21 protein-coding genes and 1 riboswitch are annotated in these 19933 nt (G+C 68.1%); of the genes, 7 read left to right on the forward strand and 14 right to left on the reverse strand.

The window, feature by feature from the left end; genetic code table 11:
• Position 1: 1 nt before the first annotated feature.
• The 9 genes from AC3IPP_RS13685 to AC3IPP_RS13725 all read right to left on the reverse strand — a co-directional run bounded on the left by AC3IPP_RS13685 (position 2) and on the right by AC3IPP_RS13725 (position 6959).
• On the reverse strand, positions 2–607 hold the full coding sequence (locus AC3IPP_RS13685) for a F0F1 ATP synthase subunit B family protein (protein ID WP_087140838.1): 606 nt from the start codon (positions 605–607) through the stop codon (positions 2–4).
• Between the two features lie 74 nt (positions 608–681).
• Positions 682–906, reverse strand: a complete 225-nt coding sequence (locus tag AC3IPP_RS13690) for a F0F1 ATP synthase subunit C (protein WP_087140839.1) — start codon at positions 904–906, stop codon at positions 682–684.
• A gap of 58 nt (positions 907–964) precedes the next feature.
• Entirely contained in the window at positions 965–1750 is a 786-nt protein-coding gene (locus AC3IPP_RS13695) for a F0F1 ATP synthase subunit A (protein ID WP_087140840.1), read from the reverse strand.
• Between the two features lie 14 nt (positions 1751–1764).
• Entirely contained in the window at positions 1765–2130 is a 366-nt protein-coding gene (locus tag AC3IPP_RS13700; RefSeq protein ID WP_087140841.1) for an AtpZ/AtpI family protein, read from the reverse strand.
• A 154-nt stretch (positions 2131–2284) separates the two neighbouring features.
• Positions 2285–2965, reverse strand: a complete 681-nt coding sequence (gene scpB / locus AC3IPP_RS13705; RefSeq protein WP_489149362.1) for an SMC-Scp complex subunit ScpB — start codon at positions 2963–2965, stop codon at positions 2285–2287.
• Positions 2962–3786 carry a segregation and condensation protein A gene (locus tag AC3IPP_RS13710; protein WP_087140843.1) on the reverse strand — a complete coding sequence of 275 codons (825 nt, stop codon included), beginning with the start codon at positions 3784–3786 and terminating at the stop codon, positions 2962–2964. Before AC3IPP_RS13710 ends, scpB begins: the two co-directional genes overlap by 4 nt.
• A 17-nt stretch (positions 3787–3803) precedes the next feature.
• Positions 3804–4853, reverse strand: coding sequence for a beta-N-acetylhexosaminidase (gene nagZ / locus AC3IPP_RS13715; RefSeq protein ID WP_489149363.1), 1050 nt, complete (start codon positions 4851–4853; stop codon positions 3804–3806).
• Positions 4854–4866: 13 nt separating this feature from the next.
• Positions 4867–5658, reverse strand: a complete 792-nt coding sequence (locus AC3IPP_RS13720) for an SPOR domain-containing protein (RefSeq protein WP_489149364.1) — start codon at positions 5656–5658, stop codon at positions 4867–4869.
• A gap of 86 nt (positions 5659–5744) precedes the next feature.
• Positions 5745–6959, reverse strand: coding sequence for a deoxyguanosinetriphosphate triphosphohydrolase (locus AC3IPP_RS13725; RefSeq protein ID WP_489151068.1), 1215 nt, complete (start codon positions 6957–6959; stop codon positions 5745–5747).
• 81 nt (positions 6960–7040) lie between these two features.
• Here AC3IPP_RS13725 and AC3IPP_RS13730 point away from each other — a divergent pair, with 81 nt between their 5' ends.
• The 3 genes from AC3IPP_RS13730 (at position 7041) to ypfJ (ending at position 8764) form a co-directional block, all read left to right on the forward strand.
• Positions 7041–7388: a HesB/IscA family protein gene (locus tag AC3IPP_RS13730; protein ID WP_489151069.1), complete on the forward strand. Its 348-nt coding sequence runs from the start codon at positions 7041–7043 to the stop codon at positions 7386–7388.
• A 52-nt stretch (positions 7389–7440) separates the two neighbouring features.
• Positions 7441–7827 carry a hypothetical protein gene (locus AC3IPP_RS13735; protein ID WP_489149365.1) on the forward strand — a complete coding sequence of 129 codons (387 nt, stop codon included), beginning with the start codon at positions 7441–7443 and terminating at the stop codon, positions 7825–7827.
• An 85-nt stretch (positions 7828–7912) separates the two neighbouring features.
• On the forward strand, positions 7913–8764 hold the full coding sequence (ypfJ, locus tag AC3IPP_RS13740; protein ID WP_087140849.1) for a KPN_02809 family neutral zinc metallopeptidase: 852 nt from the start codon (positions 7913–7915) through the stop codon (positions 8762–8764).
• A gap of 10 nt (positions 8765–8774) precedes the next feature.
• On the opposite strand, the gene AC3IPP_RS13745 is transcribed toward ypfJ, so the two are convergent.
• Positions 8775–10079 carry a DUF418 domain-containing protein gene (locus AC3IPP_RS13745; protein ID WP_489149366.1) on the reverse strand — a complete coding sequence of 435 codons (1305 nt, stop codon included), beginning with the start codon at positions 10077–10079 and terminating at the stop codon, positions 8775–8777.
• 65 nt (positions 10080–10144) lie between these two features.
• Positions 10145–11089, reverse strand: a complete 945-nt coding sequence (locus AC3IPP_RS13750; RefSeq protein ID WP_489149367.1) for an aspartyl protease family protein — start codon at positions 11087–11089, stop codon at positions 10145–10147.
• Positions 11090–11266: 177 nt separating this feature from the next.
• Between AC3IPP_RS13750 and thrC the strand changes: the two genes are divergently transcribed.
• Positions 11267–12661, forward strand: a complete 1395-nt coding sequence (gene thrC, locus AC3IPP_RS13755) for a threonine synthase (protein WP_489149368.1) — start codon at positions 11267–11269, stop codon at positions 12659–12661.
• A 24-nt stretch (positions 12662–12685) separates the two neighbouring features.
• Here the strand turns inward: thrC and AC3IPP_RS13760 are convergent, their stop codons facing one another.
• Entirely contained in the window at positions 12686–13573 is an 888-nt protein-coding gene (locus AC3IPP_RS13760) for a LysR family transcriptional regulator (protein ID WP_489149369.1), read from the reverse strand.
• A gap of 112 nt (positions 13574–13685) precedes the next feature.
• Between AC3IPP_RS13760 and AC3IPP_RS13765 the strand changes: the two genes are divergently transcribed.
• The gene (locus AC3IPP_RS13765; protein WP_489149370.1) at positions 13686–14333 is read left to right on the forward strand and encodes a LysE family translocator; all 648 of its coding nucleotides are present in this window, start codon (positions 13686–13688) and stop codon (positions 14331–14333) included.
• Here the strand turns inward: AC3IPP_RS13765 and AC3IPP_RS13770 are convergent.
• Together AC3IPP_RS13770 and AC3IPP_RS13775 are read right to left on the reverse strand one after the other, a co-directional pair.
• On the reverse strand, positions 14306–15268 hold the full coding sequence (locus AC3IPP_RS13770) for a homoserine kinase (RefSeq protein ID WP_489149371.1): 963 nt from the start codon (positions 15266–15268) through the stop codon (positions 14306–14308). The genes AC3IPP_RS13765 and AC3IPP_RS13770 overlap by 28 nt on opposite strands.
• Positions 15269–15270: 2 nt before the next feature.
• Positions 15271–17007 carry an amino acid kinase family protein gene (locus tag AC3IPP_RS13775; RefSeq protein ID WP_489149372.1) on the reverse strand — a complete coding sequence of 579 codons (1737 nt, stop codon included), beginning with the start codon at positions 17005–17007 and terminating at the stop codon, positions 15271–15273.
• Between the two features lie 454 nt (positions 17008–17461).
• Positions 17462–17585: riboswitch (SAM riboswitch) on the forward strand.
• A gap of 80 nt (positions 17586–17665) precedes the next feature.
• On the opposite strand from AC3IPP_RS13775, the gene metX reads away from it, so the two are divergent.
• Together metX and metB are read left to right on the forward strand one after the other, a co-directional pair.
• The gene (metX, locus tag AC3IPP_RS13780) at positions 17666–18733 is read left to right on the forward strand and encodes a homoserine O-succinyltransferase MetX (protein ID WP_489149373.1); all 1068 of its coding nucleotides are present in this window, start codon (positions 17666–17668) and stop codon (positions 18731–18733) included.
• Positions 18730–19908 carry a cystathionine gamma-synthase gene (gene metB / locus AC3IPP_RS13785; RefSeq protein ID WP_489149374.1) on the forward strand — a complete coding sequence of 393 codons (1179 nt, stop codon included), beginning with the start codon at positions 18730–18732 and terminating at the stop codon, positions 19906–19908. The genes metX and metB overlap by 4 nt, the downstream gene beginning before the upstream one ends.
• Positions 19909–19933 lie beyond the last annotated feature (25 nt).

Here is a 19933-nt window from a genome sequence, read left to right on the forward strand (position 1 = left end):
GTCAGGCGGCTCCCTTGACGGCGGCGGCGGCTTCATCGGCGCTGGGGGCCTGGCCCGTCAGACGCTCGACGATAGCGCGGGTGGTGTCGGCGGCGATGGCGCCGGCGTGGGCCAGCGCGGCGTCGCGGGTGGCGGCGATGCCGGCTTCGGCCGTGGCGATGCGGGCGGCGACGGCGGCTTCGTCCTCGGCCTGACGGGCCTGGATTTCAGCCGTCACGCGGGCCTTGGCGGCGATCGAAGCGGCTCGGGCGTCGGCGCGGGCCTTCTGGACCTCGGCGCGGGCGGCGTCGGCCTGGGCCGCGGCTTCGGTCTGAACCGAGCGCGCCGTGGCGACGGCCGTGGAAATGGTGTCTGCCCGCTCGTCGATCACGCGGCGCAGACGCGGCGCGAAGACCTTGGCGATGAGCAGGTACAGGATGACGAACAGGATCAGCAGGTAAACAACCTGCCCGGCCCAGTGCTGGAACTCGAACTGCGGCAGTCCGCCGGCATCATGCTCGGCGGCGGCGGCAGCCGCATTGGCGGGCACGTGCCCGGTTTCGGCCGCGTATTCAACGGCCTGTTCCACCGGCAAGACCGGCGGCGGAGCTGAGGGAGTGGCTGCCATGATGATCCGTCGTGAAAGCAAATGCGGCGGCGCAGCCGCTGATGGGCGCGCCGCCGCAGATCAGGGGTTCGGTATTAGCCGAGCCAGATCAGGATGCCGAGCACGAAGGCCAGGATGCCCAGGGCTTCGGCGAGGGCGGCGCCCACGAACAGGTTGCCGACCTGCGAGGCCGCAGCGGCCGGGTTGCGCAGGGCGCCGGCCAGGAATTGGCCGAAGATGTTGCCGACGGCCAGGGCCGAACCGACCATGCCGATGGTGGCGATACCAGCGCCGATGAACTTGGCGGCTTCAGCGTCCATGATGATTTCCTAGTTTCTTGGAGCGTTGGAGGGTGGGGTTACTTACTGGTCCGCAGCCTTAGTGGCCATGGCCCAGGTTGACCACATCATTGAGGTAGATGCAGGTCAGAACGGCGAAGACGAACGCCTGGAGGAAGGCCACCAGGAACTCGAAAGCGGTCAGGGCGATCACCATGCCCAGCGACAGGGCGGCGACCGGAAGAGCGAACAGGCCCACGCCGCCGCCGACGGCCAGGGCGCCCAGGGACACCACGAAGCCGGCGAAGATCTTCAGCGCCAGGTGGCCGCCCAGCAGGTTGCCGAACAGACGCAGGGCCAGGGTGAAGGGGCGCAGCAGGAAGGAGAAGAACTCGATCAGGCCGACGACCGGGCGCAGCACCAGCGGCGCGCTGGTCGGCCAGAACAGGCCGAAGAAGCCCAGACCGTTCTTGGCGACGCCGACGCCGACCACGACCAGGAAGGTCAGCACGCCCAGGGTGGCCGTGACGGCCAGCTGCGAGGTGGCGGTGAAGGTCAGGAACATGCCCAGCAGGTTCATCATCAGGATGAACATGAACAGGGTGAAGACGAAGGGGAAATACTTGCGCGACTCATGGCCGATCGTGGACGCGGCCAGATTGTCGATCATGCCGAACAGGGTCTCGCCCGCCGCCTGCAGCCGACCCGGCACCACCTTGGCGCCCGAGGTGGCCACGGTCAGGAACAGCACGGCCATGCCGAAGGCGATGGTCATCGCCAGGTGCGAATTGGTGAAGGCCAGGCTGACCTCGCCGACCAACGGAAGCGTGACGCTGCCGAAATCCGCCAGAGGCGTAACCTGAAACTGGTGAATCGGATCGGCCACGGGCCTCTCGCTCCTTAGTCTTCTTTTTCGCCGGCCTCGACGTAGGGAACGGCTTCACCCGTCACTCCTGCCGCCTTGGCCTGCGCCATCAGCCGGTTGGCTGTGCGACGCGCCATGTAGATCGCCAGTGCGAAGCCCAGAAGGACCCCGACCAGAAGGCCCCAGGGCGAGGTTCCAAAGAACCGGTCCACCCCGAACCCGATAGCCAAACCAACGAAAACACCGCCGAGAAGCTCGGCGATGATCTTATAGGCCTGGCCCGTGACCGCGTGTGCGGCGAACTCGGCCGATTGCCCGGCCTGGGCCTTCGCCTCCAATGCGGATGCGCTTTCGTGGAGGCGTTTGATCGCCTCTTCGCGCGATTCCTTCGTCGGGGACATGGGCCTGTTCGCTCAGCGTCCGGCGCAGGGCCGAAACGGGTCTGAATTTCGGCGCGGAACCTATAGGCGAGACGGCCTCAGGTCAAGGCGGTGCGCCCTGGACTTAAGTCCATGACTTTCCGACATTTCTTGGGGGCGCGACGTTCCGTCCCCGCTAAGGTTGCGACTCTTCGTCCTCGCTGACGAAATCCTGGGCGAATTCCGGCGCGCCGTCGTCCAGCCCGGTCAGCAGATCCTCGCCCTCGTCGTCGCCCGCGCGCGAAGGGTCCGGCACCTCGAAACCGACCGGCATGGACAGGTCCAGCAGGCCCGCCGCCTTCATCTCCTGCACGCCCGGCAGATCATAGAGGCTGGCCAGACTGAAATGCTCCAGAAAGCGGTCGGTCGTGGCGTAGGTCACGGGCCGCCCCGGCGTGCGACGCCGTCCGCGCAGGCGCACGAAGTCCATCTCCAGCAACAGGTCCAGCGTCCCCTTGGACAGAGAGACGCCGCGCACGCTCTCGACTTCGGCGCGCGTGCAGGGCTGGTGATAGGCGATGATGGCCAGCGTCTCGAGCGCGGCCTTGGACAGGCGGCGCGGCTCCTCGCGCTCTTCGGTCATCAGGAAGCCAAGGTCCGGCGCCGTGCGGAAGCGCCAGCGCTCGGCCACGCAGTCCAGCTCGACCCCGCGGCCCTGATAGCGTTCCTGAAGCGCGGTCAGCGCCCCGCCGACGTCGGCGCCCTGCGGCAGGCGGCGCGCGATCTCGGCCAGCGACAGCGGCGCTGCGGCCGCGAACAGCAGGGCCTCGACCCGGCGTTCGATCTCGAGGTGGTCGGGGGAGAAGTCGAGGGTCACGGCGTCAGCTCCAGCGGCTGGCCCAGCCCTCTGCGCTTCAGCCAGACCGCGTCGAATGGCCGCTCCTGACGAATGTCCATGCCCCCCTCCTTCACCAGCTCCAGACTGGCCGACAGGGTGGAGGCGGTATAGCTGGCCTGACTGGGGCCTTCCTGCCCGTCAGGCTTCTGCGGCGCGACGCGCTCCAGCGGCGTCCACTCGGCCAGGCGCGGCATGATCTCGCGCAGCCAGTCGCGCGCGGCCTCCAGCTGGAAGGCCTCGACCCGCTGGCCGGGGGCGTATTTGCGGCGCTCTTCGCGGCGGCGCTGGGCGACATAGGCGCTCATCAACTCATAGAGGCTGGCGTCCACCCGGTCCGACGGGATGATGACCGTCGCCTGCGGGTCGCCGCGCGTGAAGACGTCGCGCTTCAACTGCGGGCGGCTGGTTATGGCCTCCACCGCCGTGCGCATGGCCTCCAGCTTTTGCAGGCGGAAGGCCAGGGCGGCGGCGATCTCTTCGGCCGGCGGCTCCTCCGGCTTGTCCTTTTCGTTGCGCGGGATCAACAGGCGCGACTTCAGATAGGCCAGCCACGACGCCATCACGAGATAGTCGGCGGCCAGGGCGAAATTCCGCCGCCGCGCCTCATGCACAAAGGCCAGATACTGTTCGGCCAGACGGGTGATGGACAGCTTCAGCAAGTCCACCTTCTGCGTCCGCGCCAGGGCCAGAAGGACGTGCAGCGGGCCTTCATAGCCCTCCAGATCGACGACGAAGGCCTCCTGCGCCTCGACCTGTTCGACGGCGGTGAAGTCGAGATTCGGCTGGAAGGCCTCGCTCATGCGCCCTCCCCCGCCATCTAGGCTTGCGCCTCGCCCACGTCCGGCCCCTTGGCGGCGCCGAAGCGACCGTTCAGCGCCGCCTCCAGCCGGGCGCGGCCGTCGGCGACGTCCAGCGGCTCGGGCGCGCGGACGATGCGGTTCAGCGCGGCCTCGGCGCGGCGCTTGGCCTCGCCTTTCAGCTTCTTCGTTCCCTCGGCGACGGCGGCCATCTCCTTCAGGTCGCCGTTGCAGTGGAGCACCACGTCGCAGCCCGCCTTCAGCGACTGTTCCGCCCGCTCGGTCAGGGTTCCCGACAGGGCCTGCATCGACAGGTCGTCCGACAGGATCAGGCCGGAGAAGCCCAGTCGTTCGCGCATCAGGCGGATCGCCTTCTTGGACGTCGTGGCCGGGCGTTTGGCGTCGACGGCGGTGAAGACGACGTGAGCCGTCATCGCCATCGGCATGTCCGACAGCGCCTTGAACGGGGCGAAGTCCCAGGCGTCCAGTTCCTCGATCGCCGTCTCGACCACCGGCAGGTCGTGGTGGCTGTCCGAAAAAGCGCGGCCGTGGCCGGGAATGTGCTTGATGATCGGCAGGACGCCGCCCGCCAGCAGGCCCTCGGCGGCGGCGCGGCCCAGTTGGGTCACGGTCGCCGGATCCTGCGCATAGGCGCGGTCGCCGATGATGTCGTGGGCGCCCGGCACCGGCACGTCCAGCACCGGAACGCAGTCGACCGTAATGCCCAGTTCGCGCAGGTCATGGGCGATCAGCCGCGCGCCCAGACGCACCAGTTCGCGCGCCGAAGCCGGGTCGTTGGTCGCCTTCAGATAGGCCGCGCCGGGCGGATATTTCGGCCAATGCGGCGGGCCGAGGCGTTGCACCCGGCCGCCTTCCTGATCGATCAGAACCGGGGCGTCGTCGCGGCCCACGCTATCGCGCAGTTCGGACACCAGCGCCTTGACCTGCTCAGGGCTGTCCACATTGCGGCGAAACAGGATGAAGCCCCAGGGCTTGGCCTCGGCGTAGAAGGCGCGCTCCTCCGCCGTCAGCCTGTGGCCGGAACAGCCGTAGATGGCGGCGGAGGTCATGCTGGCGCGATCCTTAGCGGACGATGCAGTCGCGGCCCGCGGCCTTCAGCGCATTGCAGAAGGCGACGGCGCGATCACGGCTCATGCCGGTGAAGGTGGTGCGGTAGACGGTCGAGCCGTTGGCGGCGGTGACTTCCTGCACGCGCTTTTCGGCGCCCGAGGCGTACTGGCCGAAGCGGGCGGCGACGGCGGCGTATTCGCGGTCGGCGATGGCGGTCGAGGAGAAGGCGCCGATCTGCACGCCGGACGATCCGCCCGTCGCGGCCGGAGCCGGAGCAGGCGTCGGGGCCTTCGTCGCCGGAGCGGGCGCTGCGGGCGCAGGTGCGGCCGGAGCCTTGGTCGCCGGCGCTGGCGCGGCAGGCGGCAGGGTCGAGGCTTCGACCGGCGCGGCCGGGGTCGTCGGGGCGGGGCGCGGCAGCACCGCTTCCGGGCCGGGGGTGAAGGTCGGCGCGACGTCGGTCGGCGCGCCGCCGTCGCGATAGACGCGGATGTCGGCTTCCGGATCGACCGGCTGGGCGTCCAGCGGGGCCTCGACCTTCATGCTCTCGACCGGCGTACCGACGGCGGGCGGCGCATCCGTCGAGGAGCGCACGCCCGAGCGATAGAAGACCACCACCGCCACGATCAGCAGCAACAGCACGATAGCGCTGATGATCAGGGTGATCGGCGGCGACTTGGCGGCCGGCGCCCGGCGCGGGTCATAGCCGCCGCGCGTGAAGGGCAGGTCGTCGTCGGTCGGCGGGGTATAGGCGCCCCGGTCGCGGCCGGCGTTGGAGTTGCCTCGGTGATCGTCGTCGTAGGACATGGGTCGCGCCTTGATGGTCGTGGGACACGCGCGCGAATCGGCGCGCGTCGGCGCTCAGTCTAACGCGCCGTGAAGCCCTTCTCGAATCACAGATCGAGAGCGAGGTCGAGGCTGAACAGCTTGCGATGCACCTCGATAGCGTAACGATCTGTCATACCGGCGATGTAGTCGCACACCGCCCGCGCCCGCGCGTCCCGGTCGTCGGTCAGGGCCGAAGCCTGCCATTCGGGCGGCATCACCTCCGGCTCGGCCATGAATAGCTGGAACAGCTGGGCCAGCACACGGCGCGCCTGACTGCGGGTGCGATTGACACGGTAATGGCGATACATTCGCTCGAACAGGAAGCGGCGCAGAACGGCCAACTCCGCCATCATGCCGCTTGAGAACTGCACCAGAGTCTCCGGCGCGTTGCGAACGTCCTCGACCGTCTCGATCCCGTGTCGGGCCAGACGTGCTTCCGTCTCGGCCAGCACGTCGTCGACCATGACGCCGATCATGCGGCGCACGGCCTCCAGTCGCAGCATCCGCTCGTCGATCTTGGGCCAGTCGGCGCGCGCGCTGGCGATGCAGCGCCCGATCAGCGGCACATCGGCCAGATCGGACAGGCTGAACAGCCCCGCCTGCACCCCGTCGTCCACGTCGTGGTTGTTATAGGCGATGTCGTCGGCGATGGCGGCACACTGGGCCTCCAGCGAAGCGAAGGTGCCAAGCCGCAGATCCCAATCGGCCGCCCCGCCCGGCGCATAGGCGGCGACTGCCTTCCACGCCGGGTCCGACAGCTGATGCGCCACCGGGCCGTTGTGCTTGACCACGCCCTCGACCGTCTCCCAGCTGAGGTTCAGGCCGGGAAAGCCGGGATAGCGCGTCTCCAGCTCGGTCACGACGCGGAAGCTCTGGACGTTATGGTCGAAGCCGCCGAACGCCTTCATCTGTTCGTGCAGTTCGTCCTCGCCCGCGTGGCTAAACGGCGGGTGGCCCAGATCGTGGGCCAGGGCCACCGTCTCAGCCAGATCGTCGTCCAGCCGCAGGGCGTGGGCCAGCGACCGGGCGATCTGCGCCACCTCAAGGCTGTGCGTCAGCCGGGTGCGATAATGGTCGCCCTCATGCGCCACGAAGACCTGCGTCTTCTCCTTCAGACGGCGAAAGGCGGTGGCGTGGATGATGCGGTCGCGGTCGCGGGCGAAGGCGGTGCGGGTGCGGCTGGCGGGCTCGAAAACATGGCGGCCGCGGCTGGCGGCGGGGTTTTCGGCGTAGGGGGCGCGGGGCAAGCTCAAGACGGCAGCACTTCGTGATGGCGACAGGCCTTTGCGAACGCCTGTCGGCCCCTCATATAGAGGGCTGTGAGCACCGTCCAATCCACAGAATCAGTCCGCGACCTGTCGCTGTCGGTCGCAACCCGGTCGCCCGAGGGCATCACCCTGGCCGAAAGCGGCGCGCGCCGCCTGGCCAAGCTGGGCGAGGCCGAGGGCAAGCCGGTGCTGCTGCGCGTCGCCGTCGACGGCGGCGGCTGCTCGGGCTTCCAGTATCGCTTCGAGCTGGTCGACGCCCCCGAACCCGACGATCTGGTGGTGCGCCGCGACGGTCAGGCCGTGGTGATCGACCCGGTCTCCATCCCCTTCCTCAAGGATTCCGAGATCGCCTTCGTCGATGAGCTGGCGGGCGCCCAGTTCGTGATCCGCAATCCCAACGCCTCTTCCAGCTGCGGCTGCGGCGTCAGCTTCGCGATCTGAACCGCGAACGGCCTCGCTTGGCGGCGAGGCGTAACACCCCATCTGTATAGGCATGACGCGCCTGTTCGCACTGACCCTGTTGTTCTGCGCCGCCCCCCTGGCGGCGAACGCCCAAACTTGGCCCGGCTGGCCCGGCTCTCCCCCGGCGGGTTACGATCCCCACATCGCCCGCGCCGAGCAGCACGCCCAGGCCATGGAGCGTCTGCGCCTTCAAGCCGACCAGCGTGAAGCCGAGGCCGCCCGCATGAGGCTTCAGACCAGCCAGACATTGCAGCGGCTTGAAGCCGCGCGGTCGCCGCTCCCGGCAACGCTGCCTGCGACGGCCTATGCGCCGCGCCCGACAGCCCTGCCCGCGCTGGCGCCCCTGACACCGCCGCTCGATCAGACCGCGCCCGGCGTGACGGAGATCGACGCCTGGCTGAGCCGTCCGCCGCACTGAACCACAGCGTTACATTTGCATCTCTTCACCTGCCCCTGCGTTTCAGCCTAGCTTCGGAACAGACGACGAAAGCGGAGAGCAACAGATGCGTTGGCAGGGCGGACGACGCGGCGGCGGGATTGAAGACCGACGCGGCATGGGCGGCGGCGCGGTCGCAGGCGGCGGTATCGGCGTGCTGGTGCTGGCGGCTATCGGCTATTTCGTCTTCGGCATTGACCCGAACACCACCCAGCAGTTGGCCAGCCAGTTCGGCGGCGCCGGTCAGGCCGAACAGCAGGGCCAGATGGGCTCGCCAGGCGACCAGGACGGCCAGTTCGTCGAGGTCATCGGCTCCAACATCAACGACGTGTGGAAGACCAAGCTGCGCGGCTACACGCCGCCGACCACCGTGCTTTACACGCAAGGCACCCAGACGGGCTGCGGCTATGGCCAGGCGGCGATGGGGCCCTTCTATTGCCCGGCCGATCAGAAGGTCTATCTGGACCTCAGCTTCTGGCGCGAGATGGAAAGCAAGCTGGGCGCGTCCGGCGCCGACTTCGCCAAGGCCTATGTCATCGCCCATGAGTTCGGCCACCACGTCCAGACCCTGACCGGCGCCAGCCAGCAGGTGCAACGCGCTCAGCAATCGGCGCGGTCACAGGCCGAGGGCAACAAGTATTCGGTCGCGCTGGAGCTTCAGGCCGACTGCTACGCCGGGGTCTGGGCCAGCAACGCCGCCGCCGTGTCGAACGGCCAGGTGGCGCTGGAGCCGGGCGATCTGGAGGAAGGCATGAAGACGGCCCAGGCCATCGGCGATGACGCCCTGCAACGTCGCGGCGGCGGCCGCGTCTCGCCGGAAAGCTTCACCCACGGCTCGTCTGCCCAGCGGGTCGAGTGGCTGCAGCGCGGTTATCAGACCGGCGATCCCGCCGCCTGCGACACCTTCGCCCAGCTCTAGACCTGATGGATCAGGCGGCCTTCGTGCGCTTCAGGGGCGAAGGCCGTCCATAGGCGAACCAGCGCAACGCCCACTCCAGCGGACCCATGTTGAACCGCCCCAGCCACAGGGCGCTGAAGACCATCTGGAACACCCAGATTCCCGCCGCCACGCCCCACAGGCCCCACCAGTCCAGCTTGCCCCACAGGTTGAGACCGTAGAACAGCAGGCTCGCGATCGCCGACTGGGCCAGATAGTTGGTCAAGGCCATCCGCCCCAGATTTCTCAAGGCCCGGCCCACGAAGCCGAGCGCCTTCAGCTTCCACAGCGACAGCAACAGGCCGACATGCCCCAGGGTCATGGCGCAGCGGCCCAACTCATAACTGGTCTGCGCCGTCCAGGATTCGATCGAGAACTGGCTGGACCACAGCATCATGGCCTGGGCGCCGTTGACCGCCAGACCCAGGGCGTACCCGACCCCCGCCAGTGTCAGATAGAAGCCGAGCGATCGCGCCCCGCCCAACACGCCCAGCTTGAACAGCGCCATGCCCAGCAGCATGAAGGCGACCGATTCAATGACCAGGGTGATGGTGTAGCTGGACGCCGCATAGTCCAGCCAGGTCCGCACGCTCCATTTCAACAGGCCGACGACGCCGCCCGTGCGCGCGGCCGTTTCCTCGGCGATGGTCTCGGGCGTCAGGGTCTGCGCCTCCTGCGCGCGGACATGGACCTTCATCGCCTCGGCGTCCTCGGCCGAGAGGATGGCGCCCGCCTCGACCTGGGTCGCCAGTTCGGCGCCGCGACGCGCCTCCATGGCCTGATAGGCCCCGACCGCGGTCGACTCGACGGTCAGCAGCAGAAGCAGGGCGGCCGACAGGGCGATCAGCGTACGCGGCCGGGCCGCGCGGAACACGAACAGCAGAAATCCCGACAGACCGTAGACATAAAGGATGTCCCCCGGAAACAGCAGGGCGGTGGCGTTGAACACCCCCAGGGCCAGCAGGGCCATGCAGCGGCGGAAGTAGACGTCGGCCGCCTGGATCGTCCCGCGCCCGTCTTCGCCACGCAGGGTGATCAGCAGCATCCCCGCCCCGAACAGCAGGGTGAACAGACCTCGCATCGACCCCTGCACGAACAGGTGCTGGATGATCCATGCGGACCAGTCGGGATTGGCCAAAGTCGGCGGCAACTCCGGATGATACTGCCCCCAGAAGCCGCCCATCATCATGATGTTCACCAGCAGGATGCCGCACAGGGCGAACCCGCGCAGAAGATCCAGGCTCTCCAGCCGCTGATGGGGCGACACCGATGTGATGCTGGACGGCAGGGCGGTCATACAGGCCGCTTATCCCCGTTCAGGCTGCGGATAAAATGGATTTTTCAGATGAAAACCTAACAAGACTAAACAATGGTCACATCCATCAACGGCGCGAGGTGCAGTCGTCCGTCGCCCAAATTCAAAATAACATCGCGCTGGGCGAAAGCCTCCATGCCCAGCAGGGCCTCGGGATAGTTCGGCAACGCCCGGCCAGCGTAGACGGCGGTCGCCACATTACGCCACGCCTCGCCGCCCAGCGCCACGCTTTGGGCCCGGATCATCCGCGTCCTGGCCACCCCGCCCAGAACGATGCTGGACCCCGCCTGCTCGGGCCGTCCGTCCAGCAGACCGGCTGTTCGCGCCGCCTCATCGCTGAGCGCCAGGAGCGAGGACGAACCGGTGTCCACCACCGCCTTGACCGGCGCGCCCTCGACCACGACCTCGGCGATCAGGGCCGTGCCCGAACGTCGAACGGGCAAGGGCCGATAGGCGGGAGTCAGCACCGCCTGGGCCTCGCCGAGCAGCCGCAACCGCCGTTGACGCAAGTCCATCTCCAGCGTCGCTTCCATCAACAGATCCTGGCCCAGGATTAGCGGCGCGCCCAGCCCCTCCTCGCCCCCCAACGGCCCCAGGTCCAGAATGCCGGCACGCAGGCGCCCCACGCGCGCCTCCCCCACGGCCAGATCCAGCGTCACGCCCCGCCCCATTTGGGCGCGACCGTCCACGCCATAGGCGATCAGCGGCATATCGAAGAGATCGTCCAGGCCCAGTTCCGCCACCAGTCGCCGATCGATCACCGAATACTGCGCCCCGCTATCGATCAGGGCGGTCAACTCCCGCCCCGCCAGCCGCACGCGCACCGTCGGCAAAAGGGTCCGAGGCGCGACGAAACGCAGCCAGCCGCTGCTTCCATCCGCGCCGAACGTCACGCTGGGTCGCCGCCACAGCACATGATCCTTCAGCCACAAACCTCCGCCGACGGCGGCGGCGATGGCTCCGGCACGGATGAGAAGGGAACGGCGGTTCATTCGCCTGACATGAACCGGCCGGCGGCGCGGCGCCAGCCCCCTTTCCCATCCTCGCGCGCCGGCGACGCCGCCTTTGCGCCGGTTGAGCCAGGTTGTTGCGCCGCCTCGCGACAATTCCGTTCGCACGCGCAAAATATTCATGACGAAGTCGCAGATCACAGCTAGAAACAACCCGTTATGCCAGCCTCCCCTGATCGTTACCTCTCCACGCGCGGCGACGCCGCTCCGACCCGCTTCAGCGACGCCCTGCTGCGCGGCATCGCGCCCGACGGCGGCCTCTACATGCCGCAGGCTTGGCCCGCCATGCCCGCCGATGCGACACGCCCCGGCCGCGGTTACGCCGAGATCGCCAAGACGGCGATGGCGCCCTTCATCGGCGACTCTTTGCCCCCCGGTGCGCTGGACCGCGCGCTGGACCGCCTGACCAAGGGCTTCGACCATCCGCTGGTGACGCCCCTGATCGAGCTGGAGCCAGGCCTGTTCGTGCTGGAGTTGTTCCACGGTCCGACGGCGGCGTTCAAGGATCTGGCCATGCAGTTGGTGGCCGCCCTGTCGGACGAGGCCCTGGCCGCGACGGGCGAGACCCTGACCCTGCTGACCGCCACCAGCGGCGACACCGGCGCCGCCGCCGTACGCGCCTTTGCTGGGGCCAAGCGCATCAAGCTGATCGTCCTGCACCCGCTGGACCGCGTCTCTCCGGTGCAGCGCAAACAGATGACGACGGTCCAGGCGGACAACGTCCTGAACCTGGCCGTGCGCGGCGATTTCGACGACTGCCAGCGCCTGGTGAAGGGCCTGTTGGCCGAGGAATCCTTACGCGAACAGGGCCGCCTGTCCTCGGTCAACTCGATCAACTGGGGCCGTCTGGCGGGCCAGATTCCCTATTACGTCTCGGCCACGGCCCAGTTGGGACAGGCGGCGACCTTCGTGGTGCCGACGGGCAATTTCGGCGACGCCTTCGCCGGGATCGCCGCCCGCAAGATGGGCCTGCCCGCCGCCGGTTTCGTCGCCGCCGTCAACCAGAACGACGCCCTGGCCCGCGCCATCAACGACGGCGCCTACGCCCGCCGCTCGGCTGTCGAAAGCGGCAGCGTGTCGATGGACGTGCAGGCGCCGTCCAACTTCGAACGTCTGGTGTTCGAGGCCTCCGGCCGCGACGCCGAGACGACCCGCGCCGTGTTCGAAACCTTCGCCCGCGAGGGGTCCGTCACCCTGCCCGCCGACCTGCTGGCCGCCCTGCGCGCCGAGGTGTCGGCCGTGTCGGTCGACGAGGCGACGACCAAGGCCGAGATCGCCCACGCCCATGCCGCCTGGGGCCGCATCGTCTGCCCGCACACGGCTGTGGCCCTGGCCGCCGCACGTCGTCTGGACCGCAACGGCGCGCCCATCGTCACCCTGTCCACCGCCCACCCGTCCAAGTTCGGCGCCTTCGTCTCGGACGTCATCGGCGTCGAGCCGGAACCCGCCCCCGTCATCCGCGCCCTGGGCGACCGCCCCGAGCGCCTGACGGTGATCGAGAACACGCCCGAGGCGGCCCTGGCGGCGGCGAAGGGGTTTGCTGAAACGGGCTAATCACCGGGCAGGCGACAACGGCTGCTAAGCGATTTCTTGGGTGACATTTTCGCTTAGATTGGCGGTCATCCGAGCCTGCATCCAAACGATGAAACGGTCGATACGCTCATCGCGCGAGTCTTCGGAACGCAAGGCGACATAGGCCGTGCCGTCGGGCTTAAAGCCCTCAGGCGCGAGCAGGCGCCCCGCCTGCACTTCGCCCCGCGTCATATGGACCGAGGCCAGCGCCGCCCCTTGCCCCGCCTCGGCAGCCTGCAGGGCCAGGTAGAAGTGCTCATACTCGATGCCAGGCCCATCGAAGCCTCCGTCACGACCGGCGCTCCAGTTCCGCCAGGCGTGCGGCCGGGTGCGGCTCTGTAGACGCGGCACATCCCTTTTCTCTCGCCCAGACAGAGACGGAGACAAAACCGGCCCCATCATTTCAGGCGCCAGCAACGTCGCCCTGACGCCGGACGGTAAGGGAAAGTCATTTCGTCTAACCGCTACATCAATGTTATTATTATGAAAATCTATAACGCCTCCGGCCGCCAAAATGCGCACCTCCAACCCCGTTTCCCGCTCCAGATCGGCCATAGCTGGGATCAATAGGCGCAAGCTTAGCGTCGGCTCGCACGAAATGGTCAGCGGAGCCGGCGTCGCCTCAAGGGCGCGAAATCCCACCATGATCTGATCCAGGCCCACAAAGGCACTGCCCAGCCGTTCGGCCAGCCACTCCCCCTTGCGGGTCAGGTGGACGCCCCGATTGCGACGCTCAAACAAGACCGCATCGAGGTCGCGCTCCAAAGACTGAACCTGTTTGGACACGGCGCCATGCGTCACGTTCAACTCAGCCGCAGCTGCCACCAGGCTACCGCTGCGCGCCGCGGCTTCGAACGCGCGAAGCGCATTGAGTGAAGGCATTCGGGCGGCCATGCCGTTTTCCATAAGTGAGTAATTTTCACATATATGGACGAAATAGTTTCGTTTTTCAAAGCCGATGCGCCGGGCGACAAAAACCTCGTCTTCAACCTTTGAGCGGCACGCGATGAGTCAGTTCTTCATAGTCCTCAGCGTGGTCTGGCTGGCCGTCATCAGCCCCGGTGCCGACTTCGCCATGGTATCGCGAACCAGCGCAGTCGAAGGACGGCGCGCCGGACTGATGGTCGCAGCGGGGGTAGCCGCGGCCTGCTGGCTGCACATAGCCTATGCGGCGTTCGGACTGACGCTGCTGTCGCGTACGTTTCCCAATCTTCTGGATGTCGTGCGCCTGATCGGCGCCGCCTATCTGATCTACATGGGCGTCGGAATGGCGCTGAAGACCCCCGCGCCGCCTGCTCCCGCTGCCAGCGAGACCCCTTCGGTCAAGGGAGGGCGCGCCTTCGCCCGCGGGCTGCTGACCAATGCGCTCAACCCCAAGACCGCGATCTTCATCATCAGTCTGTACGCCCAGGTCGGAGGTGCCGACGCGTCTTCGTTCGTAAAACTGGGCTACGGCGCCGTGATCTCCCTGTCCCACCAGATCTGGTTCGGTGCAGTCGCCGTCTTCCTATCCCAGGCCGAAGTACGCCGCCGGGTGCTGCAACACCGACGAAAGGCCGATATCATCATCGGCGGCGCACTGGTCCTATTAGGCGTAGCCCTAGCCCTCTACGACATGGACGGCGTTCAGGCCGGTTCCGCCGCCTTCCAGTAGTCCAGCCGCCGGAAGAAGGGCGCCGGGTCCTTGGGCGTAACCAGGTTGGTCGGGTCGTGGAACAGCCGGTCATGCAGGCGCGTCAGGGTGAAGCGCACCGCCGCCGCCGCGCCCAGTTCCGGCAGGGCCTGACGCTCGGCGTCCGACAGGGGCCGCACCGACTCATAGCCCTTCTGGAAGGCGCGCAGGGCCGACGGCAGAGGCCGCCCCTCGGCGTCGAACCCCCAGGCGCTGAGCGCAATGGCCAAGTCATAGGCCAGCACATCGACGCAGGCGAAGTAGAAGTCGATCACGCCCCCCACGTCGGTCGCCCCGTGCTCGTTCACAGCGAACAGGACGTTGTCGGGGAAGTAGTCGGCGTGGATCGGGCCGCGCGGCAGCGACGGATCGCTCCACGGCTGGGCCAGATCGGGCAGAAGACGCTGCATCTGCTCCAGCATCCGGCGATCCTCGCTCGCGGCGACCGTGTCGCAGCGCGCGGCCAGATCGGCCCAGGCGCGCGGCCCGACCGGGTTCTCGCGCACGCCTTCATAATCGGCCGCATCCAGATGCAGCAAGGCCAGAACCTGACCGGCGCGATACTGGTCCTTGTCCGTCGGCTGGCGCTTCCAGGCGCCGGGCGTCCATTCGACGATGGCGGCCGCGCGGTCGTTCAGGCGGCCGATCACCTGGCCGTGCAGATCTGCGACGGGCGCGGGCGTCGGGAACCCCTGCGCCGCCAGCCGTCCCGTCAGACCGAGACAGAACGGCAGGGCCGAGGCCTCGGTCCGCCCCTCGAACAGGGTCAGGACATAGGCGCCCTGATCCGTCACCAGGCGGTAGTTGGTGTTCTCGACCCCCTCGGCGATCGGGGTCAGTTCGACCAACCCGCCGAGAGGGTAGCGCATGAGATAGTCGTCGGCCTGTTGCGGCGTGACGGGCGTGAAGACGGCCATGACTAGACAAGCTCCGCAGCGGCGCGCCGGGCGCGCATGACATCGGCGACATCAGCCAGCACGCTCTCGGTCGTGGCCCAGCGCCCGGCGCCGCGCCCCTTGCACGTCCACACCCGGCCGTCCTGACCATAGACCTTCAAGGCGTTGCGCTCTCCGTTCAGCGACAGGAAGAGCGCGTCTTCCAGTTCGCCGTCAAGACGGACATAGGGGTCCAGTTCGCCGTCGCGTTCGAAACAGGCGCCGATCTGGCGCACCGGCCTGTCGCCCAGCGGCGTCTCGGCCGCCAGGACGTCGCGCGGCAGGTCGTCAGGCGAGCGGCCGAAGGCCTCAAAGGACAGCAACTTGACCTTGGCGGCGGCGTCGAAGCCTTCCAGGTCGGACGAGGGATCTTCCTCGGCGAAACCGGCGGCGCGGGCGTCGGCCAGGGCGTCGGAGAAGGTCGCCCCCTCGCCCAAACGCTGCAGCATGAAGTTGACCGTGCCGTTCAGCACCGCCTCGAAACCGGCCACCGGCCCGGCGGCGCGGGCGGCGCGCAGCGTCTCGATCATCGGCGAGCCGCCGCCGACCGAGGCCGACCAGGCGACGCGACAGCCGTTGGCGTCGGCCAGGGCCTGAAGCCCCTTGGGATCACGGGCCACGGCCTGTTTGTTGGCGCTGACCACGTCGCAGCCCGCCTCCAGCGCGCGGCGGATCAGGGCGTGACCCGCCTCCCCCTCCGACAGGGCCTCCAGCACCAGGTCCGGCTTCTTCGCCAGCAGGGCCTCGACATCATTAGTGAACAGCTCGGCGGGCGCCGATACGTCGCGCTTTTTCAAGAGGTTGCGCACCAGCACGCCGACCACTTCAAAGCGGTCGTCCGGCAGCAGGCGGCTGAGCAGACCGCCGCCGACGACGCCGCAACCGGCCACCGCGACCTTCAGCGGCTCCGCCGCCTGCACCGGGCCGGGAGGGGCGCCGCGTTCGCCGACGATGGTGCCCTCGGCGCGGCCGAGTGCAGCGACTTCGATGTCAACGCCGCGCGCCTCAGCCAGGTCGATGGCGTCGTGCTGAACCAGGGCGCCGCCGACCTGACGCGCCGTCTCCCAGCTGGCGCGGCGATAGCGCAGCGGCGTGCCCGTCTCGCAGGCCGGATCGCGGTCGTAGAGGCCATCGACATCCTTCACCAGCCGCACCCGCTTCAGACCCAATTCAGCCGCCAGCACCACGGCCGTCAGGTCCGATCCGCCCCGACCCAGCAGGGCCACCCGGCCGTTCGAGCGCACCGCGCCGAAGCCCGGAACCACCACCACCTCATGCTCGGCCAGGGCCTGATGCAGACGCTCGCCCTTCAGCGATACGGGACGGGCGTGCTGGGCCGGCCCCTCCGCCACAATGCCCAGTTCGCGCACCGACAGGCCGACAGCGTCCAGTCCGACCCGGTCGCATGCGACCGCGACCAGAGCCGCGGCCTTTTCCTCGCCCAGCACGACATAGGCGGGCAGCAGTTCGTTCTCGTGATCCAGACCCAGGCTGCGGGCATCAGCCAGCAGCTGATCCGTCTGGCCGGCCAGAGCCGAAACCACCGCCACCACCTTACGGCCGGCGCGGACGTGGCCGTAGATTTCGCTGGCGACGGCAGGCGCCTGGGCGGCGTCGCGCAGGACCGAAGAGCCGAACTTCAGCACCACCACGTCGGCGGCGGGAACAAGGGCTTCAACCGGTTTCGACTGATCGGCGACGAGGGCGAGAGAGGCGGACATGGCGGTTTCCTGAAGGCTGAATCTGGGAGAATTTTGAGAGAAGTCGGCGGTGATCGGGGGTGGGTTCGGGCCAATAAAAAACCCGCCCGGGGGTCCGGGCGGGTGATCGGTTTTCTGCGTTTTCTCGCCTAGACGGCGCGCATCATCCGGTCCCCGCCCGCAAGGGCATGGTGGTGGTACCGGTGGTCGTAATCATGGACGCGAAGAGGCCCGTCGCCGAGGCGGCGATCGCGATCGTCTTCATGCTGGCGAGGCGGTAAGGCACAGGCGGCGTCCGGTTGAAAATCGTGCCTTAGGGTGAGCCAGAGCGCCGCGCCGCGTCAACCCCGTCTCGAAAGAATTTTTCGCGACATCGCCAAGATAGGCCGTTTTCGCCATCCATATGAGCAACTGGCGGCGAAATGAGGTTAAATTTTTCACTTGACCGGCGCTCTTCGCAACCGCACCGTAAGCTCACTCATCAAGACCGGCTGAGGGATTAGGCCCTTTGACGCCGGGGCAACCATCGGGTTCCGCCCGAAACGGTGCCAACTCCTGCGGGGTTTTCAGGGCGACCTGAAAACCGCGAGAGATGGGTGGAGCATCGACGAGGCGACGCTCCACGGTCTGTCACTGCATGGGTTCCTTGGCGAGCCGTTTTGCTGAGTGACCGAGACCCATGACCCTGGCCCTGATCGACCCCATCGCCGCCGCCGAAGAGCCCGCCTGTCGGTCCGGTTCCGCACGCCGTCCGTCCAAGCTGTTGTCGCGCGACGGGGCTCATGACGTGGTCGTCTCCATCCCGGACGGCTTCGAACTCGATTTCGGCGGAACCCTGATCCAGAAGCAGATCATCGGCCGCCTGCACGGCAAGGCCAACGCCCCCCTGATCGTGGTGGCGGGCGGCATTTCCGCCGACCGCTACGTCCATCGCACCGAGACCAAGGGGCTGGGGTGGTGGTCCGGCGCCGTGGGCGTGCGCGCCCCGATCGACCTGACCCGCTTCCGCGTTCTGGCTTTTGATTTCGCGCCGGAATTCGGCGAAGGCGTCAAGGAGCCGAAGGCTCCCCTGACCATCACCACCCAGGATCAGGCCCGGCTTCTGGCCCTGCTGCTGGACCATCTGGGCGTCGAGAAGGTCGCAGCCTTCATCGGCTGTTCCTACGGCGGCATGATCGCCCTGGCCTTCGGCGAGCTGTTCCCCGACTGGGCCGAGCAGCTGGTGGTGGTGTCCGCCGCCCACCGCCCGCACCCGCTGGCCACCGCCTGGCGCGGCATCCAGCGCCGCATCCTGCAACTGGGCCTGGAGACCGGCCGTATCGATCAGGCCGTCGGCCTGGCGCGCGAGCTGGCCATGACCACCTATCGCACCCAGGAAGAGTTCGGCGACCGCTTCGATTCCGAAGCCCCCAGCCATGCGGGTCAGGCCTATCCGGTGTGCGACTACCTGACGGCGCGCGGCCGGGCCTATCGCGACCGCACCACCCCCGCCCGCTGGCTGACCCTGTCGGACTCCATCGACCGCCACCGCGTCGAGCCCGAGGCCATCAGCGCCCCCGTCACCCTGATCGGCTTCACCACCGACCGCCTGTGCCCGATCGAGGACATACAGGAGTTGGCCGACCGCCTGCCCAACCTCTGGCGCTTTGAACAGCACGCTTCCGTCTACGGCCACGACGCCTTCCTGAAGGAAGACGCCCTGGTCGGCGACATCCTGACCTCCGTACTGAAGGACATCGACCAATGAGCCGCGCCCGTCCCGCCGATCCCCGCACCATCGCCGCCCGCTCGGGCGTCGATACGGACACGGCCCACGGCGCGGTCATGCCGGCGCTGTATCTGTCGTCCAACTATTCCTTCGCCGCCTTCGGCCAGCCCCGCAAATACGACTATTCGCGCTCGGGCAATCCGACCCGCGACGTCCTGGCCGAGACCCTGGCCGAGCTGGAGGGCGGCGCCGGCGCCGTCATCACCGCCACCGGCATGGCGGCGGTCGATCTGCCGCTCAGCCTGCTGGAGCCGGGCGACCTGCTGATCGCGCCGCACGACTGCTACGGCGGCACCCACCGCCTGCTGTGCGCCCGCGCCAAGAAGGGCCACTTCCGCGTCGCCTTCGTCGATCAGAACGACAGCGCGGCGCTGGACGCCGCCCTGATCGACGGCTGCAAGCTGGTGCTGGTCGAGACGCCGTCCAACCCCCTGTTGCGCGTCACCGACATCGCCGATGTCTGTCGCCGCGCCCACGCCGTGGGGGCCAAGGTCGTGTGCGACAACACCTTCCTGTCGCCGGCCCTGCAGCGGCCGTTGGAGCTGGGCGCCGACATCGTGGTCCACTCGACCACCAAATACATCAACGGCCATTCCGACGTGGTCGGCGGCGCCGTGGTCGCGGCCGATCCCGCCGATCATGAACAGCTGGCCTGGTGGGCCAACTGCCTGGGCGTCACCGGCTCGCCGTTCGACGCCTATCAGACGCTGCGCGGACTGCGCACCCTGTTCACCCGCATCGAGCGTCAGCAGGCCACGGCCAGCCTGGTCGCGGCTGTTCTGGAGCTGCACCCGGCGGTCAAGGCCGTCCATTATCCGGGACTGACCAGCCACCCCGGCCACGATCTGGCGGCGCGCCAACAGTCTGGTCCGGGCGCCATGCTCAGCTTCGAACTGGTCGGCGGGACCGAGGCGGTGCGTCAGGTGATCGAGCGGCTGGAGGTCTTCACCCTGGCCGAATCCCTGGGCGGGGTCGAAAGCCTGGTCGCCCACCCGGCCACCATGACCCACGCCGCCATGACGCCCGAGGCGCGCGTGACGGCCGGCATCACCGACGGCCTGCTGCGCCTGTCGGTCGGGCTTGAGCATCAGGACGACATTCTGGCCGACCTGACCCAGGCGCTGAACGCAGTGGCGCTGAAGGCGGCGGCGTAAGCACGAAAGCGCGCGTCTCTCCCTC

The sequence above is a fragment of the Brevundimonas sp. KH_060 genome (assembly GCF_057838275.1).

Bases quoted from the DNA above. Each gene is read 5' to 3' on its own strand.
- nagZ (WP_489149363.1), bottom strand. From the start codon at position 4,853: ATGACCTCCGCCGCCATCTACGGCTGTTCCGGCCACAGGCTGACGGCG.
- thrC (WP_489149368.1), top strand. From the start codon at position 11,267: ATGCCAGCCTCCCCTGATCGTTACCTCTCCACGCGCGGCGACGCCGCT.
- AC3IPP_RS13700 (WP_087140841.1), bottom strand. From the start codon at position 2,130: ATGTCCCCGACGAAGGAATCGCGCGAAGAGGCGATCAAACGCCTCCAC.
- ypfJ (WP_087140849.1), top strand. From the start codon at position 7,913: ATGCGTTGGCAGGGCGGACGACGCGGCGGCGGGATTGAAGACCGACGC.
- AC3IPP_RS13685 (WP_087140838.1), bottom strand. From the start codon at position 607: ATGGCAGCCACTCCCTCAGCTCCGCCGCCGGTCTTGCCGGTGGAACAG.
- AC3IPP_RS13775 (WP_489149372.1), bottom strand. From the start codon at position 17,007: ATGTCCGCCTCTCTCGCCCTCGTCGCCGATCAGTCGAAACCGGTTGAA.
- AC3IPP_RS13720 (WP_489149364.1), bottom strand. From the start codon at position 5,658: ATGTCCTACGACGACGATCACCGAGGCAACTCCAACGCCGGCCGCGAC.
- AC3IPP_RS13770 (WP_489149371.1), bottom strand. From the start codon at position 15,268: ATGGCCGTCTTCACGCCCGTCACGCCGCAACAGGCCGACGACTATCTC.
- AC3IPP_RS13735 (WP_489149365.1), top strand. From the start codon at position 7,441: ATGACGCGCCTGTTCGCACTGACCCTGTTGTTCTGCGCCGCCCCCCTG.
- AC3IPP_RS13760 (WP_489149369.1), bottom strand. From the start codon at position 13,573: ATGGCCGCCCGAATGCCTTCACTCAATGCGCTTCGCGCGTTCGAAGCC.
- AC3IPP_RS13765 (WP_489149370.1), top strand. From the start codon at position 13,686: ATGAGTCAGTTCTTCATAGTCCTCAGCGTGGTCTGGCTGGCCGTCATC.
- AC3IPP_RS13710 (WP_087140843.1), bottom strand. From the start codon at position 3,786: ATGAGCGAGGCCTTCCAGCCGAATCTCGACTTCACCGCCGTCGAACAG.
- metX (WP_489149373.1), top strand. From the start codon at position 17,666: ATGACCCTGGCCCTGATCGACCCCATCGCCGCCGCCGAAGAGCCCGCC.
- AC3IPP_RS13745 (WP_489149366.1), bottom strand. From the start codon at position 10,079: ATGACCGCCCTGCCGTCCAGCATCACATCGGTGTCGCCCCATCAGCGG.
- metB (WP_489149374.1), top strand. From the start codon at position 18,730: ATGAGCCGCGCCCGTCCCGCCGATCCCCGCACCATCGCCGCCCGCTCG.
- AC3IPP_RS13690 (WP_087140839.1), bottom strand. From the start codon at position 906: ATGGACGCTGAAGCCGCCAAGTTCATCGGCGCTGGTATCGCCACCATC.
- AC3IPP_RS13750 (WP_489149367.1), bottom strand. From the start codon at position 11,089: ATGAACCGCCGTTCCCTTCTCATCCGTGCCGGAGCCATCGCCGCCGCC.